This window comes from Streptomyces sp. NBC_00009 (assembly GCF_045040855.1).
Classification (GTDB): Bacteria; Actinomycetota; Actinomycetes; order Streptomycetales; family Streptomycetaceae; genus Streptomyces; species Streptomyces aureus.
On sequence record NZ_CP108312.1, the window covers coordinates 4,149,482 to 4,167,256 of the forward strand.

7 protein-coding genes and 2 rRNA genes are annotated in these 17,775 nt (G+C 68.0%); 6 read left to right on the top strand and 3 right to left on the bottom strand.

The annotated features are described in order from the left end of the window. Positions 1 to 90: 90 nt before the first annotated feature. A complete protein-coding gene (locus tag OHA58_RS18775; RefSeq protein WP_405480063.1) occupies positions 91 to 3,351 on the top strand; it encodes a BTAD domain-containing putative transcriptional regulator in 3,261 nt (1,086 codons plus the stop codon). A 24-nt stretch (positions 3,352 to 3,375) separates the two neighbouring features. Here OHA58_RS18775 and OHA58_RS18780 read toward each other — a convergent pair whose 3' ends face one another. Both OHA58_RS18780 and OHA58_RS18785 read right to left on the bottom strand, forming a co-directional pair. Then, positions 3,376 to 5,328, bottom strand: a complete 1,953-nt coding sequence (locus OHA58_RS18780; protein ID WP_405480064.1) for a sigma-70 family RNA polymerase sigma factor — start codon at positions 5,326 to 5,328, stop codon at positions 3,376 to 3,378. A gap of 267 nt (positions 5,329 to 5,595) precedes the next feature. Then, on the bottom strand, positions 5,596 to 6,387 hold the full coding sequence (locus OHA58_RS18785; protein WP_405480066.1) for a TetR/AcrR family transcriptional regulator: 792 nt from the start codon (positions 6,385 to 6,387) through the stop codon (positions 5,596 to 5,598). Between the two features lie 380 nt (positions 6,388 to 6,767). Here OHA58_RS18785 and OHA58_RS18790 point away from each other — a divergent pair, with 380 nt between their 5' ends. Together OHA58_RS18790 and OHA58_RS18795 are read left to right on the top strand one after the other, a co-directional pair. After that, positions 6,768 to 8,192: an NAD(P)/FAD-dependent oxidoreductase gene (locus OHA58_RS18790; protein ID WP_405480067.1), complete on the top strand. Its 1,425-nt coding sequence runs from the start codon at positions 6,768 to 6,770 to the stop codon at positions 8,190 to 8,192. Positions 8,193 to 8,379: 187 nt separating this feature from the next. Beyond that, on the top strand, positions 8,380 to 10,062 hold the full coding sequence (locus OHA58_RS18795) for a SpoIIE family protein phosphatase (protein WP_405480069.1): 1,683 nt from the start codon (positions 8,380 to 8,382) through the stop codon (positions 10,060 to 10,062). A gap of 13 nt (positions 10,063 to 10,075) precedes the next feature. On the opposite strand, the gene OHA58_RS18800 is transcribed toward OHA58_RS18795, so the two are convergent. Continuing rightward, positions 10,076 to 11,365, bottom strand: a complete 1,290-nt coding sequence (locus tag OHA58_RS18800; RefSeq protein WP_405480070.1) for an MFS transporter — start codon at positions 11,363 to 11,365, stop codon at positions 10,076 to 10,078. Positions 11,366 to 11,487: 122 nt separating this feature from the next. On the opposite strand from OHA58_RS18800, the gene OHA58_RS18805 reads away from it, so the two are divergent. The 3 genes from OHA58_RS18805 (at position 11,488) to OHA58_RS18815 (ending at position 17,701) form a co-directional block, all read left to right on the top strand. After that, positions 11,488 to 12,036, top strand: a complete 549-nt coding sequence (locus tag OHA58_RS18805) for a MarR family winged helix-turn-helix transcriptional regulator (protein ID WP_100598978.1) — start codon at positions 11,488 to 11,490, stop codon at positions 12,034 to 12,036. Positions 12,037 to 12,737: 701 nt separating this feature from the next. Beyond that, positions 12,738 to 14,265 (top strand): 16S ribosomal RNA (locus OHA58_RS18810). 311 nt (positions 14,266 to 14,576) lie between these two features. Then, a 23S ribosomal RNA gene (locus tag OHA58_RS18815) occupies positions 14,577 to 17,701 on the top strand. Together the 16S and 23S rRNA genes form the textbook arrangement of a ribosomal RNA operon. Positions 17,702 to 17,775: the final 74 nt, after the last annotated feature.

A 17,775-nucleotide genomic window follows, 5' to 3' on the forward strand; every position in this document is an offset into this window, starting at 1 on the left:
CCCCCGAACCCCCCAGCACCCCCGAACCCCCAGCACCCCCGAACCGGAATCCGCGCGACTGAGGCCGCCCCCACCCGTGAGAATGGACCCGTGCGGTACCGAATTCTGGGCGTCACCGAGGCGTACGACGAACAAGGCACACCCCTGCCCGTGGGCGGACAGCGGCTGCGCGCCCTGCTCACGTCGCTCGCGCTGCACGCCGGCCGAACCGCCCCCGCGGACGCGCTCATCGACGACGTATGGGCCGACGAGCCACCGGCCGACGCGACCGCCGCCCTCCAGGCCCTCATCGGCCGGCTCCGCCGCGCCCTCGGCAAGGACGCCGTCACATCGGAGGGGGGCGGCGGCTACCGCCTCGCCGCCCGCCCCGAGGACGTAGACCTGTACGTCTTCGAGCGCCTCGTCCGCGAGGGCACGGCCGCCCTCACGGCACGCGACCCGGCGACCGCCTCCCGCGCCCTGGGCGACGCGCTCGCCCTGTGGCGCGGACCCGCACTCGCCGACCTCGCCGACCGCACCGCCGCGACCCGCCCCGAGGCCCAGCGCCTCGAAGCGGCACGCGCGCGCGTGGAGGCCGATCTGCAACTCGGCCGCGCCGCAGACGTCGTACCGGAGCTGACCGAACTCACGCACGCCCACCCGTATGACGAGCCGCTGCACGCCCTACTCATCCGCGCCCTGCGCGACGCGGGCCGCGGCGCCGACGCGCTCGCCTCCTACGAGACGGCCCGCCGCACCCTCGCCGACGGCCTCGGCGCGGACCCCGGACCCGAACTGGCCGCGCTGTACGCCGACTTGCTCGACCCCGTCCCCGGCCGCCCGGCGCCGCCCCGGCAGCCGCAGCGCGACGGCAATCTGCGGCCACGCCTCAACTCGTTCGTCGGACGGGAACCCGAACTCGACGCCATCCGTTCCGACTTGCGAGCGGCCCGCCTCGTCACCCTCACCGGACCCGGCGGCTCCGGCAAGACCCGCCTCGCCGAGGAAGCCGCCGCCGAACACCCCCGCGCCTGGCTCGCCGAGCTCGCCCCGCTGGACCAGCCCGAGGCCGTGGCCGGCGCCGTCGTCAGCGCCCTCGGCCTGCGCGAGACCGTCCTGATGACCAGCGAGCACACAGCGCCGCAGGACGACCCCGTGGCGCTGCTCGTCGAGCACTGCGCCGCGCGCAGCCTGCTCCTGATCCTCGACAACTGCGAACACGTCATCGGCGCAGCGGCCGCGCTCGCCGAGACCCTCCTCACCCACTGCCCCGGCCTCACGGTCCTCGCCACCAGCCGCGAACCCCTGGGCGTGCCCGGCGAGTCCGTGCGCCCCGTCGAACCCCTGCCGCCCGACCCCGCGCACCGCCTGTTCGCGGAGCGCGCCCGCGCCGTGCGCCCCGACTTCGACGTCACCGGCGACCCCGAGGCCGTGGCCGAGATCTGCCGCCGCCTCGACGGCCTGCCGCTCGCCATCGAGCTGGCCGCGGCCCGCCTCAGACTCCTCACCCCCCGCCAGATCGCGGACCGGCTCGACGACCGCTTCCGCCTGCTGACCAGCGGCAGCCGCACCGTACTGCCCCGCCAGCAGACCCTGCGCGCCGTCGTCGACTGGTCCTGGGACCTCCTCGACGAGCAGGAGCGCACGGTCCTGCGCGAGGCGTCCGTGTTCGCCGGCGGCTGGGACCTGGAGGCCGCGGAGGTCGTCTGCACCGGACCCGCATCCGACCTGATCGGCGCGCTCGTCGACAAGTCCCTCCTGGTGGCCACCCCGGGCAACGGCAGCATGCGGTACCGGATGCTGGAGACGATCCACGAGTACGCGACCGAACGCGCCGCCGAGACACCACAGCTGCGTACCGAGGCCGAGCGGCGCCACGTCGCCTGCTTCCGCGCGCTCGTCGAGAAGGCCGACCCGCTCCTGCGCTCCGCCGAGCAACTCCCGTGGATCGAGCGCCTGGAGACGGAGCTCGACAACCTCCGCGCCGCGCTCCACCGCTCCACGGTCACCGGCGACACGGAGTCCGCAGTCGAACTCGCCCTCGCCACCGGCTGGTTCTGGTGGCTGCGCAACTACCGCAGGGAGGGCGCGGAGTGGATCGGCCACATCCTGGAGGAGCTGCTCCCGACGCCCCGCCCGGAGCGCCCGTCCCCGTCCGGCTGCCGGGTTCCCCCGCGCGACGGCCGGACGTTCCCGGTGGTGGGCGATCTGGCGGACGAGGACGACCCCCTGTACTGGCCGCTCATGGAGCTGCGCCTCCTGCACATCTTCTTCGTGGCCCAGTCCGAACCCGAGAGCGCCCTGCGCGGGGAGGCCGACCGGGAGTACCTCGTGCGGGTGCGCGACGCCTTCGCGCGGCCCGGGCCCGCGGGGGCACGCTTCCCCGGCATCATCTGGCCGTTCACCGTGTACTTCCTGGACAACCAGGAAGACGTCAGGGCCGCCCTCGACCGGGCCGTCGCCAACTGCCGGGAGTACGGCGGCGAGTGGGAGACCGGCGTCACCCTCATGTTCCGTACGCACACGGCCGTCGACGGGCCGGGCAACCTCACGGGCGTCGACGACGACGTCGCCGAGCTGCGGACCATCAGCCGCCGCGTCGGGGACCGGTGGATGCGCGCCCAGGTGTGCAGCGCGGCCGGTGAGGCGGCCGTCGCGCGCAGCCGGTTCGACGAGGCGAAGGGCGAGTTCGAGGAGGCGCTGCGCCTCGCCTACGAGGTGGGCGCGTACGCGGAGGCACCGTTCCTCATCGCCCGGCTCGGAGAGATCGCCTACCGCTCCGGCGAACCCGAAGCGGCCCGCAAGCTCCTGTCCGAGGCGAGCGGGGAGGCCGACCGGTACGGGGTGCCGGACCCCCACGCGTACGTGCACCTCCTGAACGCGCTGATGGCGGTGGAGGACGGCGAGGTGGCACGGGCCCGCGCGCTGTGCGACGAGGCGGCCAGGGAGTCGTCGCGCGGAACGCCGCCGCCGCAGTTCACGGCGGCCGTCGGAGGTGTCGACGCGCGGATCACCGCGGCCGAGTCGGGGCCCGCGCGCGGCCTCGCGGTCCTCACCGACGCCCTGCGGTACGCGGTCGAGAACCGCTGCGCGGAGAACGTCAGCGCGGACCTCGCGGGCCGCGGGGCGCTGTTCCTGGCCCAGCTGGGCGACACGGAGGGCGCGGTACGGCTGGTGGCCGCGTCCGACGGCTGGCGCGGCGGTGCCGTACGCCCGCTGCCCGAACGCACCGAGGTCGAGGCGCTGGAGGCGGAGGCGGTCGCCGCGCTGGGCGCCGCCCGGTACGCCGAAGCGCGCGCCGCGGGGGCGGGGCAGTCGGCGGCCGAGGCGGTCACCATGCTGACGGAACGCGTCCGCCGCTTCGACCAGTAGGGCTCACGCTGTGGCCAGGGCCGCTCACCGGCAGGTGAAACGGGACTCCGCCCAATCTCCGACGGCGAGGGAGTCGAACTTCGTCTGCGGCTCCGTGACCAGCCGGATCGCCTTGCGTCCCGCGAGATTCACATGAACCGGAACGGCCGGGTCCCCGCCCCTGAGGACCTGCGACTTCCATAGCCGCACCCCGTCCGCATACACCGAGAACCGCATGGCTCCCGTGCCGAGCGTCATGTCGTCGACACCGGCGAAGGCGTCGTACGCGGTGCAGCTGCGGTTGAGGTCGATGGTCACGGAGGACGTCGCGTGGACGGTGACCCCGTTCGCGTACTGCTTGTCCGCGATCCGCAGGCCATAGCGCTGCCACATCCAGCTGCTCTCGCCGGGCCGGATCTCCGGCTTGGTGCCGTCGCCGAGTCCGGCGTACGACAGCTGATTGAGCTGGTAGACGGCCGGGGCCGGCGGTGGGGGCGGCGGCTTGGGCGTGGGCTTCGGCGTCGGCTTGGGAGCAGGCTTCGGGGGAGGCGTGGGCTTGGGCGTCGGCTTCGGGGTGGGGGTCGGCTTCGGCGCGGGCTTGGGGGGAGGCGTCGGCTGCGGTGGGGCCGGCGGCTCGGGCTTCGGCTTCGGGGGAGGCGTCGGCTTCGGCGGAGTAATGGGCTGCGAGACCGCCGGCTTCTCCTTGTGCGCCTCCGGCTTGGGCTTCTGCGGGTCGCCCGCGAGGGCGATCGCCACCGCCACGGCCACGCCCGCCGCGACCACACCGGCCGCGATGCCCGCCTTCACGGGCGCGCCGAGCCCCTCGGACGCCGCGGCGCCACCGCCCGCGGCCCCTCCGGAGCTGCCGCCCGCCGCGGCCGCCGCACCGGCGCCCGCCGCACTCGCGGCGCCGCCCCCGATGAGCGCGACCACCTTCGCGTACCCGGCGGCACCGAACCAGCCGATGACCGCGACCGGCACGACACCGGGGATCCCGCCGGCGACTTCCTTGATCTGACCGGCGGCGAGCCGGCACTTGGCGCACTCCTCCAGGTGCTTGCGCAGACCGCGTTCGGCCCGGGTGCGCAGGCTGCCGCGGGCGTACGCGCCGAGCCGGTCGGCGTAGCGCGCGCACTCCTCGTCCTGGGTGAGGGTGGTACTCACATGGGCCTGGAGGTACGCCTCCTTGAGGCCCTCGCGGGCGCGCTTGGCCAGCACGCGCGTGCCGTTGGCGTCGAGCCCGAAGAGCGTGGCGACCTCGCTGGGCGACTCGTCCTCGACCTCCGTGTGCCACAGGACGGCCTGCCAGCGCTCGGGCAGGGACCGGAAGGCCTGCATGGCCATGGACTGCTCGGCCTCGTGCATCGCACGGACGTCGGCGCCGAGATCCAGCGTGTCGTCGTCGGAGACCTCGCTGGAGCGGGCGGCCTGCTGGGCGAACACCGCGAAGTCCTCGACCAGGTGCTCACGCTTCGCCGACTTCGTCCAGCCCGCGGCGACGCGGCGCACGGTGGTCAGCAGATAGGCGCGCACCGCGTGCTCGGGCCCGCTGCCGCCGCGCACGGCCTGAAGCATGCGCGCGAACACCTCGGCCGTGAGGTCGTCGGCGGTGTGCCCGTCCCGGCAGCAGGTGCGTGCGTAACGGTGGACGGCGGTCGAGTGCCGGCGGTACAGCTCCTCGTACGCGGTGTCGTCGCCGGACCGCATACGGGCGATCAGGTCGGCGTCCGCCGGAGGCGTTTCCCGCGGGGACGGCAGGACGGAGGTTCCCGCGTCCACGCCGTGCTCCCGCTGCTGCGGCACGCTCGGGTCGGAGAGGTTCTCACCCGGGGCGGCGGAGGGGGCTGCGGGGGCTGAGGGCCCGGAGGGTGCGGAGTCCGGTGCCCCGTCCCGGAGTGGACCTCCCTGGCTCGGCACCTGCGGCGCGGGCAGCCCACCGGTCTCGGTGTCGCCCGCACCACTGCTCTCGAGTGGCTCGTCCCGCCCGTCAACGCTCATCGCGGAAAGCCCCCGACTGCACACTCAGACCCGAACACGCGGGAAAGAGTGCCACACGGGTGGCCCGCACCGCCTGCCAGTGCCCGTCAACCACTCGTCCGGGGAAACTTCGTGCAACGAAGTACTAGCTTTCACTCGTACGGGTAGTGGTCAACGAACGTGCCAAAAACGGGAGTTGGCCGCGCGCGACGCACACACGTCACCCACGGCCGTCCCCACACCTGTCGCGCCCTCGCCGAGCCCAGTCCTACACGGTGCCGCCCGCCCCTACGCGGGCCGCGACCGCAGCCCCTCGAGCAGGATGTCCAGAAGTCGCGACGACGCCGCGGCCTGCTGTGCGGCGTCCGGCAGTGAAGGCGCCGCTGTGGCGATGACCAGCAGCACGTCCGCCACCGTCACGTCCTCGCGGAGCTCCGACGCCGCGCGCGCCCGGTCCACGAGCTGCCCGACGACGTCGAGCAGCGCCGCGGCGCCCGCGTCGTCCGCCGGTACGGCCTCGGTGACCGGGGGCGTGCGCTGATCCACGAGACGCAGGTCGGGCGGGACGACGGCGTGCCGCTGCTGCGGAACCCGCGTCTCGTCCCGGACCGCGCCCGCCGCGTCGGCCTGCTCGTCGGCGACGCCGACGCGCAGCACCTGCGGAGGCAGCAGCCGCCCCGCACCGGAGGCGACGGACGTGCGCAGGAAGCGCGCCAGCGCCGACCACGGCTCGTCTTCCTGGCCGAGGGCGGCCCGCGCCTGGTCGGTCAGCCGGGAGGTCTCCTCCTCGGCTATGCGCCGCACCAGTACGTCCTTGCTCGGGAAGCGCCGGTACACCGTGCCGACACCGACCCGGGCCCGCCGCGCCACGTCCTCCATCGGCGCGCCGTACCCCAGCTCGCCGAAGACCTCGCGCGCCGCGCGCAGGACGTGCTCCAGATTGCGCTGGGCATCCACCCGCAGCGGCGCCGCACGCGAACTGTCGCCCGCGCCGCGACCGTTACCGCCCGCGGTGGCCGGTCCGCCGGCCACGGCCGAAGCGGAAGCCGTCGAAGTCCATTGAGAGTCCTGAATGTGCATATGTGTTCCCCCGGTAATGACGTCTCCCCCCGGAGACTCCCCGCCATCGGCAACCGGAGCGTGAGGAACAGGCCAGTTCCACGGATCCGTCCGACGGATCCGTCAGCGCATCCCCCGACACCCCGACAGCACACGAACATAGTTGAGCCGGAGTCAATTCAGAAGGGGCAGGTTCCGCACGGAGCGCCCCCCGAACGGAGTACGCGGCGATTCCACCCCGATTGCACCCCCGCACCTCACTCGCTACATGCGCGCTGACCTGCGGACATGTCCCGGACTCCGGCAATTCGCCCACCCGGCGGCCGGCGTAAGCGCCGGTCACACAATTTGCCGGGGCTGTGGACAAACTCAAGTGGCCGATGCGTCATGGGGTGGTGCCGATGCCGAAGACTGCTTCTTCCCGGGGGACGGCCCCGGAAGTCCCGCGTACGCGCGTCCTCGTCGTAGGGGGCGGCTATGTCGGGATGTACACCGCCCTGCGCCTCCAGCAGAAACTCAAACCGGAACTGAGAAGCGGCCGGACCGAGATCGTCGTCGTCACCCCCGACCCGTACATGACCTACCAGCCGTTCCTGCCCGAGGCCGCCGCCGGATCCATCTCGCCGCGCCACGTCGTCGTGCCGCTGCGCCGCGTCCTCGGCCGCTGCCGCGTCATCGTCGGCGAGGTCACGTCCGTCGACCACAGCAAGCGCACCGCCACCTTCACCACCCTCGCCACCGAGGAGGAGGGCACGGGCGCCGTCGAGATCACGTACGACGAACTCGTCCTGGCCCCCGGCTCCGTCTCGCGCACCCTGCCCGTGCCGGGACTCGCCGACCACGGCATCGGCTTCAAGACCGTCGAAGAGGCCATCGGGCTGCGCAACCACGTCATCGAACAGCTGGACATCGCCTCCTCGACCCGCGACCCCGCCATCCGCGACGCGGCCCTCACCTTCGTCTTCGTAGGGGGCGGTTACGCCGGTGTGGAGGCACTCGGCGAACTCGAGGACATGGCCCGCTACGCCGCCGGTTACTACCACAACGTCACCGCGGAAGACCTGAAATGGATCCTCGTGGAGGCCAGCGACCGCATCCTCCCCGAGGTCGGCGAGGAGATGGGCCGCTACACCGTCAGCGAACTGCGCCGCCGCAACATCGACGTACGCCTGAGGACCCGGCTCGAATCCTGCGAGGACCGGGTCGCCGTCCTCGACGACGGCTCCCGCTTCCCGACCCGCACCGTCGTGTGGACCGCGGGCGTCAAACCGCACCCCGTGCTCGCCGCGACCGACCTGCCGCGCGACGAACGCGGCCGCCTCACATGCACCGCCCAGCTCGCCGTCGACGGCGCCCCGCACGCGTGGGGCGCGGGCGACGCGGCAGCGGTCCCCGACATCACGGCCGGCGAGGAGGGCAAGGAATGTGCGCCCAACGCCCAGCACGCGGTGCGCCAGGCCAGAGTCCTCGGCGACAACATCGCGGCCTCCCTGCGCGGCGAACCCCTGACGGACTACGAGCACGAATACGCCGGCTCCGTCGCCTCGCTCGGCCTGCACAAGGGTGTCGCCCACGTCTACGGGCGCAGGCTGAAGGGCTACCCTGCCTGGTTCATGCACCGCGTCTACCACCTGAGCCGGGTGCCGACCGTGAACCGGAAGGCCCGTGTCCTGAGCGAATGGATACTCTCCGGGCTCTTCAAACGCGAGATCGTCTCCCTCGGCTCACTCGAACGCCCGCGTGCGGAGTTCGAACTCGCGGCCGGGGGGAACCCGCCCGACAGCCCCCCGGCGAACCCGCCGCGGGACCCGAAGGGGTCGACCTGACCGGACCGGGGAACTCCCCCTCAAGGACCGGCGTCTGACGGATGTCAGTCCGGTCGGTCAGACTGGTCCATGACCCTGGCCGGCCCCAGACCGTGGGCGGACCGACCGCCACGTTGCCCTTCCCCGCTGCTCCCGGCCCCGGCCGGGCAGGGGAGCCCCCACCCGACCTCACGAGGCTTTCCCCACAGTGAACTTCACGCGCTGGAGCGCCCGGCTCCCCGGAACGCAGCGCCGCGCGGCAGCGCGGTCCGACCATGGCGTCTCCCAAAGCCAGCGAGGGGAAGGCGCCGTGCCCGCCGCCCGCCACGAACACGCTTCCGACGGCGATGCGCTCGCGCCCGCCGCCGGCATCGAGGACCTGCCCGCACGCGAGGTCCTCGACCGCATCCCCGCCCTCGTCGCCCTCGTCCACGGCCCCGACCACCGCATCGCGTACGTGAACGACGCGTACGTCGCGGCCTTCGGCGACCGCCCCACCGGCGCACCCGCGCGCGAGGCGCTGCCCGAGCTGGAGGAACTCGGCCTGCTGCCGCTGCTCGACCAGGTCCTGCGCAGCGCCAAGCCGCGCACGGTCAAGTCCCGCAAGGTGGCCGGCGGCCGCTCGTACACGTTCACCTGCACACCCGTGACGGTGCCGGCCGACGGCGCAGAGGGCTCACACGAAGGGGCGGGCGGCTCCGGTGTGCTGGTCTTCGCGGCGGACGTCACCGACCACGCCGAGGCCGCCGAGCGGCTGCGCGCCAGCGAGCGCCGCCAGCGCGAGACCGCCGTCACCCTCCAGCGCTCCCTCCTGCCCCAGGAGCTGGAACAGCCCGACGATCTGCGCATCGCGGCCACCTATCAGCCGGGCGGCACCGAGGCCGCGGTCGGCGGCGACTGGTACGACGTGATCACCCTCGGCGGCGGCCGCACCGCCCTCGTCATCGGCGACGTCATGGGCCGGGGGGTGCGCGCCGCCGCCGTCATGGGCCAGCTGCGCACCGCCGTCCGCGCCTACGCCCGCCTCGACCTGCCGCCGCACGAGGTGCTCCAGCTCCTCGACGGCCTCGCCATCGAGATCGACGCCAACCAGATCGCCACCTGCGTCTACGCGGTCCACGACCCGAACGAAGGCCGCCTCGTGTACGCGTCGGCCGGCCACCTCCCCATCCTCGTACGCGACGAGAGCGGCACGATCCACCGCGCGGAAGAGCCCACCGGACCCCCGCTCGGCACCGGCGGCTGGCTGCACGCCTCGGGATCGGTGCCGCTCGGCCCCGGATCGACCGCCGTCATGTACACCGACGGCCTGGTCGAACGCAGGGACGAGGACATCGACGAAGGCGTCGCGGCCCTGGAGCGCGCGCTCGCCGGCGCCACCGGCACACCCCAGGTGGTGTGCGACCGCCTCATCCGCGCGGCAGGCGTCACCGCGGACCACGACGACGACGTGGCCGTCCTCGTCCTCCAGCACCCGGCGCGCACGGGACCCGACGGAGAGCTGTTCCGCAACGCCGCCCTGGAACTCCTCGGCGGCGTCGAAGCGGCCCCACGCGCGCGTGCCTTCGCCTCCGGGGTACTCGCCAGCTGGCGCTTCCCGCCCGAGCTGCGCGACCTGGGCGTCCTGGCCGCCAGCGAACTCGTGGCCAACTCGCTCCAGCACGGCACCCCGCCCATGCGCCTCAGGCTCCGCCGCACCGACCGCCGACTGATCATCGAGGTCACCGACGGCGACGACCACCTCCCACGCCGCCGCCGCGCCGAACCCGCCGACGAGGCGGGCCGGGGCATCGCCATCGTCGCCACGATCGCCTCGAACTGGGGCTCCCGGCGCACCCCGGGCGGCGGCAAGGCGGTCTGGTGCGAATTCGCCCTGCCGCGCACCCCGTAATCCGGACGGAGCCTCAGACGGACGCGGTCGCGGGCACCGGCTCGACCGGAGCCCCGCCCTCCGCCACGATCCGGCTCTTCGCCAGCGACGGCTGGTCCTGCACGGGCGACAGATGCCGCCCGAGCCGCACCGCGAGGAACGTGATCCCCAGCGAGAACAGCACGAACGTCACGATGTACGGACCGTGCAGCGCGGCCCCCATGGGCCCGCCGACCGCCGGACCGACGGCCAGAGCGAGCTGCTTGACCAGCGCGAACGCCGAGTTGTACTGCCCGACCATCCCGGCCGGCGCCAGATCGGCGACCAGCGGGGCCACGGTCGGCGACAGCATCGCCTCGCCGAGACCGAACAGCGCGTACGTCGAGATGAACGCGGCCGTCGCCATGGCCTGGCTGCCGTGCCCCACACCCGCGTACCCGGCCGCGAGCCACGCGATCGCCCACACGAGCCCGACCGCGGCGATCACCCGGGACCGCCTGCGCCGCTCGACGAACTTCAGGACCGCGAACTGCGCGACCACGATCATCGCGGTGTTGGCGGCGAGCGCGATGCCCAGCGTCGACGGGGAGATCCCGGCCGCCTCCACGCCGTACGCGCTCAGGCCCGACTCGAACTGCCCGTAGCAGGCGAAGAACAGCACGAACCCGAGGACGCACAGCTGCACCATCGCCCGGTGCCGGAACAGCGCCCGCAGCCCGCCGCCCGTCCCGGAGCCACCCTTCGGCACCGCCCCGCCGATCGTCGGCGCGTACGGCATCCGCACGAAACCCACGACCCCGGCGAGCACCAGGAACATCACGGCCTCGATACCGAAGAGCAGCGTGAAGCTCGACGGGCGGCTCTCGTCGACGATCTGGCCGCCGATGAGCCCACCGATGCCCAGGCCGAGGTTCTGCAGGAAGAACTGCATGGCGAAGGCGCGCGTACGGGTGTCCGGCGTGGACGTCCACACGATCATCGTGGCGAGCGCCGGCTGGATCACCGCGGTGCCCGCACCGAGCACCGCCGCCGACAGGATCGCGGTCGTCCGACCGTCGGCGAGCCCGAGCCCGAGGGCACCGACCGCCGCCACCAGCGTGGCGACGACCAGGACGGGCACCGGACCGCGGCGGTCGATGGCCCGCCCCGTGAACGGCAGGACGACCAGAGCGGCCATGGCGAAGGCGGCGAGCACGATGCCCGCCGCTCCTGCCCCCAGACCTCGCACCTCAGCGACGTACACATAGAGGAACGGGACCGTGAACCCGACGCCGAACGAACTCAGCGCGCTGCCCACCTGGATCCGACGCATCGCTGCGCCCATCGCCCTGGTCACTTTCACCTGCCTTAGGAGTTAGAAGTGAAGACTTCGAAGCTAAAGTTAGGATCTAAACAATACACACCGAAGGACTTCAATGCCAAGCGGCCCGTGCCATACTTCGGGCCATGGGCGACAACCCCGGCGACAGTGAGCCGACCCTCGACGAGCAGATCGCCGCGTACCAGCGCGAGTTCCAGGACCTCGACCCCCAGGTCGAGCAGATCGTCTCCGCGCTCGGCCGCCTCAACAGGCGCATGAACGTCGCCTACGGCCGCCAGACCGCGAACCTCGGCATCACCAACGCCGAGTGGGAGGTCCTCAAGGCCCTCGTCCTCTCCGGCGCCCCGTACCGCATGGGCCCCGGCGACCTGGCGAAGCGCCTCGGCCTCACGCCGGCCGCCATGACCCACCGCATCGACCGCATGGTCGGCGAGGGCCTGGTCACCCGCGACCGCGACGAGTCCAACCGGGTACGAGTCATCGTCGAGCTCACCACCGAAGGCCGCGCCAAGTGGCTCGAGGCGATGCGCCTCGCCTCCGGCTTCGAGGAGGACCTTCTCCAGGACCTCTCCTCCGACGAGCGGGGAGTCCTCGGCGAGGTCCTGACCCGCCTGCTGCGCCGCGTGGAGGACGCCCAGCCGGATGCCGGCGGCCGCCTCACGGACCTCGACTGAAAAGAAGTTGCCAGGAGGGTGTTGACATGCCCCTCCTCGATACGTAAGGTTCTTCGAGTTGCCACGGAGCCGTAACGGTTCTGCGACAGCACCTCCGCCGCTGAAGCGGCAACCCAACCACCAGCACGATCTCCCTCCGGGATCGAATTCGGCGTGCCCGAATTCAATTCGATTTCGGTGCGGCGGCCCGATTAGGCGCCGCCGGGGGAATCCGCTAAAGTTTGGGACGTCGGAACGGCCCAACAGCCGCGAAGACACAGCATCAATCTCCGCTAACGCGGGGGCCGCTGACTGGTAATCAGGCCCGAAAGGATCTGATAGAGTCGGAACCGCCGGAAAGGGAAACGCGAAAAGCCGAAAGGCCGGAGCGGAAACCTGAAAGGCACCGAGGAAATCGGACACGAAAGAGTCTGATAGAGTCGGAAACGCAAGACCGAAGGGAAACTGCCCGGAGGAAAGCCTGAGAGAGTCTCTCGGGTGAGTACAAAGGAAGCGTCCGTTCCTTGAGAACTCAACAGCGTGCCAAAAGTCAACGCCAGATTGACAACCCCGGCCCACCTTTGGTGGGTTGGAGGTTCCTTTGAAAAAGTCCTCACTCCCACACCGGGGTGAGGCGCACTAGCGAGGACGCAGTGAATCGTGGGGATTATTCCTCCCGACGGTTCCGCTCTCGTGGTGTTCACCGGGATTACCCGGAAACATTCACGGAGAGTTTGATCCTGGCTCAGGACGAACGCTGGCGGCGTGCTTAACACATGCAAGTCGAACGATGAAGCCCTTCGGGGTGGATTAGTGGCGAACGGGTGAGTAACACGTGGGCAATCTGCCCTGCACTCTGGGACAAGCCCTGGAAACGGGGTCTAATACCGGATAACACCCCCTCTCGCATGGGAGGGGGTTGAAAGCTCCGGCGGTGCAGGATGAGCCCGCGGCCTATCAGCTTGTTGGTGAGGTAGAAGCTCACCAAGGCGACGACGGGTAGCCGGCCTGAGAGGGCGACCGGCCACACTGGGACTGAGACACGGCCCAGACTCCTACGGGAGGCAGCAGTGGGGAATATTGCACAATGGGCGAAAGCCTGATGCAGCGACGCCGCGTGAGGGATGACGGCCTTCGGGTTGTAAACCTCTTTCAGCAGGGAAGAAGCGAAAGTGACGGTACCTGCAGAAGAAGCGCCGGCTAACTACGTGCCAGCAGCCGCGGTAATACGTAGGGCGCAAGCGTTGTCCGGAATTATTGGGCGTAAAGAGCTCGTAGGCGGCTTGTCACGTCGGTTGTGAAAGCCCGGGGCTTAACCCCGGGTCTGCAGTCGATACGGGCAGGCTAGAGTGTGGTAGGGGAGATCGGAATTCCTGGTGTAGCGGTGAAATGCGCAGATATCAGGAGGAACACCGGTGGCGAAGGCGGATCTCTGGGCCATTACTGACGCTGAGGAGCGAAAGCGTGGGGAGCGAACAGGATTAGATACCCTGGTAGTCCACGCCGTAAACGGTGGGAACTAGGTGTTGGCGACATTCCACGTCGTCGGTGCCGCAGCTAACGCATTAAGTTCCCCGCCTGGGGAGTACGGCCGCAAGGCTAAAACTCAAAGGAATTGACGGGGGCCCGCACAAGCAGCGGAGCATGTGGCTTAATTCGACGCAACGCGAAGAACCTTACCAAGGCTTGACATATACCGGAAAGCATCAGAGATGGTGCCCCCCTTGTGGTCGGTATACAGGTGGTGCATGGCTGTCGTCAGCTCGTGTCGTGAGATGTTGGGTTAAGTCCCGCAACGAGCGCAACCCTTGTTCTGTGTTGCCAGCATGCCCTTCGGGGTGATGGGGACTCACAGGAGACTGCCGGGGTCAACTCGGAGGAAGGTGGGGACGACGTCAAGTCATCATGCCCCTTATGTCTTGGGCTGCACACGTGCTACAATGGCAGGTACAATGAGCTGCGATGCCGCGAGGCGGAGCGAATCTCAAAAAGCCTGTCTCAGTTCGGATTGGGGTCTGCAACTCGACCCCATGAAGTCGGAGTTGCTAGTAATCGCAGATCAGCATTGCTGCGGTGAATACGTTCCCGGGCCTTGTACACACCGCCCGTCACGTCACGAAAGTCGGTAACACCCGAAGCCGGTGGCCCAACCCCCTTGTGGGGAGGGAGCTGTCGAAGGTGGGACTGGCGATTGGGACGAAGTCGTAACAAGGTAGCCGTACCGGAAGGTGCGGCTGGATCACCTCCTTTCTAAGGAGCACTTTGACTGCCAGACATTGTCTGGTGGTCCAAGAGCCATTTCGTCGGCAAATGTTCGACGGTGGTTGCTCAAGGGTGGAACGTTGACTATTCGGCACAGTGAGTTAGATGGGTTTGCCAGTACTGCTTCGGCGTGGAACGCGAATCACATCAACTGACTGGGTCGGGCACGCTGTTGGGTGTCTGAAGGTACGGCCGAAACGGTCGCCTTCAGTGCCGACCCCGGTAAAGATCTGCTTCGGTGGGTTGTGACGGGTGGTTGGTCGTTGTTTGAGAACTGCACAGTGGACGCGAGCATCTGTGGCCAAGTTTTTAAGGGCGCACGGTGGATGCCTTGGCACCAGGAACCGATGAAGGACGTGGGAGGCCACGATAGTCCCCGGGGAGCCGTCAACCAGGCTTTGATCCGGGGGTTTCCGAATGGGGAAACCCGGCAGTCGTCATGGGCTGTCACCCATACCTGAACACATAGGGTATGTGGAGGGAACGCGGGGAAGTGAAACATCTCAGTACCCGCAGGAAGAGAAAACAACCGTGATTCCGGGAGTAGTGGCGAGCGAAACTGGATGAGGCCAAACCATATGCGTGTGATACCCGGCAGGGGTTGCGCATGTGGGGTTGTGGGATCTCTCTTTCACAGTCTGCCGGCTGTGAGACGAGTCAGAAACCGTTGATGTAGGCGAAGGACATGCGAAAGGTCCGGCGTAGAGGGTAAGACCCCCGTAGTCGAAACATCAGCGGCTCGTTTGAGAGACACCCAAGTAGCACGGGGCCCGAGAAATCCCGTGTGAATCTGGCGGGACCACCCGCTAAGCCTAAATATTCCCTGGTGACCGATAGCGGATAGTACCGTGAGGGAATGGTGAAAAGTACCGCGGGAGCGGAGTGAAATAGTACCTGAAACCGTGTGCCTACAAGCCGTGGGAGCGTCGCTGTATGTGCTTGCACATACAGTCGTGACTGCGTGCCTTTTGAAGAATGAGCCTGCGAGTTTGCGGTGCGTTGCGAGGTTAACCCGTGTGGGGAAGCCGTAGCGAAAGCGAGTCCGAATAGGGCGATTCAGTAGCGCGCTCAAGACCCGAAGCGGAGTGATCTAGCCATGGGCAGGTTGAAGCGGAGGTAAGACTTCGTGGAGGACCGAACCCACCAGGGTTGAAAACCTGGGGGATGACCTGTGGTTAGGGGTGAAAGGCCAATCAAACTCCGTGATAGCTGGTTCTCCCCGAAATGCATTTAGGTGCAGCGTCGTGTGTTTCTTGCCGGAGGTAGAGCACTGGATAGGCGATGGGCCCTACCGGGTTACTGACCTTAGCCAAACTCCGAATGCCGGTAAGTGAGAGCACGGCAGTGAGACTGTGGGGGATAAGCTCCATGGTCGAGAGGGAAACAGCCCAGAGCATCGACTAAGGCCCCTAAGCGTACGCTAAGTGGGAAAGGATGTGGAGTCGCACAGACAACCAGGAGGTTGGCTTAGAAGCAGCCACCCTTGAAAGAGTGCGTAATAGCTCACTGGTCTAGTGATTCCGCGCCGACAATGTAGCGGGGCTCAAGCGTACCGCCGAAGTCGTGTCATTCATACACATATCCCCAACGGGAGTATGGATGGGTAGGGGAGCGTCGTGTGCCGGGTGAAGCAGCCGCGGAAGCGAGTTGTGGACGGTTCACGAGTGAGAATGCAGGCATGAGTAGCGATACACACGTGAGAAACGTGTGCGCCGATTGACTAAGGGTTCCTGGGTCAAGCTGATCTGCCCAGGGTAAGTCGGGACCTAAGGCGAGGCCGACAGGCGTAGTCGATGGATAACCGGTTGATATTCCGGTACCCGCTGTGAAGCGTCAAACATTGAATCAGGCGATGCTAAGTCCGTGAAGCCGTTCCGGACCCTTCGGGGAAAGGAAAGTGGTGGAGCCGACGGACCAGACTTGTAGTAGGTGAGTGATGGGGTGACGCAGGAAGGTAGTCCAGCCCGGGCGGTGGTTGTCCCGGGGTAAGGGTGTAGGCCGTGCGATAGGTAAATCCGTCGCACATTAAGGCTGAGACCTGATGCCGAGCCGATTGTGGTGAAGTGGATGATCCTATGCTGTCGAGAAAAGCCTCTAGCGAGTTTCATGGCGGCCCGTACCCTAAACCGACTCAGGTGGTCAGGTAGAGAATACCGAGGCGTTCGGGTGAACTATGGTTAAGGAACTCGGCAAAATGCCCCCGTAACTTCGGGAGAAGGGGGGCCATCACCGGTGATTGAATTTACTTCATGAGCTGGGGGTGGCCGCAGAGACCAGCGAGAAGCGACTGTTTACTAAAAACACAGGTCCGTGCGAAGCCGTAAGGCGATGTATACGGACTGACGCCTGCCCGGTGCTGGAACGTTAAGGGGACCGGTTAGTGCACTTTCGGGTGTGCGAAGCTGAGAACTTAAGCGCCAGTAAACGGCGGTGGTAACTATAACCATCCTAAGGTAGCGAAATTCCTTGTCGGGTAAGTTCCGACCTGCACGAATGGCGTAACGACTTCTCGACTGTCTCAACCATAGGCCCGGTGAAATTGCACTACGAGTAAAGATGCTCGTTTCGCGCAGCAGGACGGAAAGACCCCGGGACCTTTACTACAGTTTGATATTGGTGTTCGGTTCGGCTTGTGTAGGATAGGTGGGAGACTTTGAACTCTGGACGCCAGTTCAGGGGGAGTCGTCGTTGAAATACCACTCTGGTCGTGCTGGATGTCTAACCTGGGTCCGTGATCCGGATCAGGGACAGTGTCTGATGGGTAGTTTAACTGGGGCGGTTGCCTCCTAAAGAGTAACGGAGGCGCCCAAAGGTTCCCTCAGCCTGGTTGGTAATCAGGTGTTGAGTGTAAGTGCACAAGGGAGCTTGACTGTGAGACCGACGGGTCGAGCAGGGACGAAAGTCGGGACTAGTGATCCGGCGGTGGCTTGTGGAAGCGCCGTCGCTCAACGGATAAAAGGTACCCCGGGGATAACAGGCTGATCTTCCCCAAGAGTCCATATCGACGGGATGGTTTGGCACCTCGATGTCGGCTCGTCGCATCCTGGGGCTGGAGTCGGTCCCAAGGGTTGGGCTGTTCGCCCATTAAAGCGGTACGCGAGCTGGGTTTAGAACGTCGTGAGACAGTTCGGTCCCTATCCGCTGTGCGCGTAGGAATATTGAGAAGGGCTGTCCCTAGTACGAGAGGACCGGGACGGACGAACCTCTGGTGTGCCAGTTGTCCTGCCAAGGGCATGGCTGGTTGGCTACGTTCGGAAAGGATAACCGCTGAAAGCATCTAAGCGGGAAGCCTGCTTCGAGATGAGTATTCCCACCCCCTTTGAGGGGTTAAGGCTCCCAGTAGACGACTGGGTTGATAGGCCAGATCTGGAAGCCCGGTAACGGGTGGAGGTGACTGGTACTAATAGGCCGAGGGCTTGTCCTCAGTTGCTCGCGTCCACTGTGTTGGTTCTGAAACCACGAACAACCCCATTGTCGGGCCACGACTTTGGTGCGGTT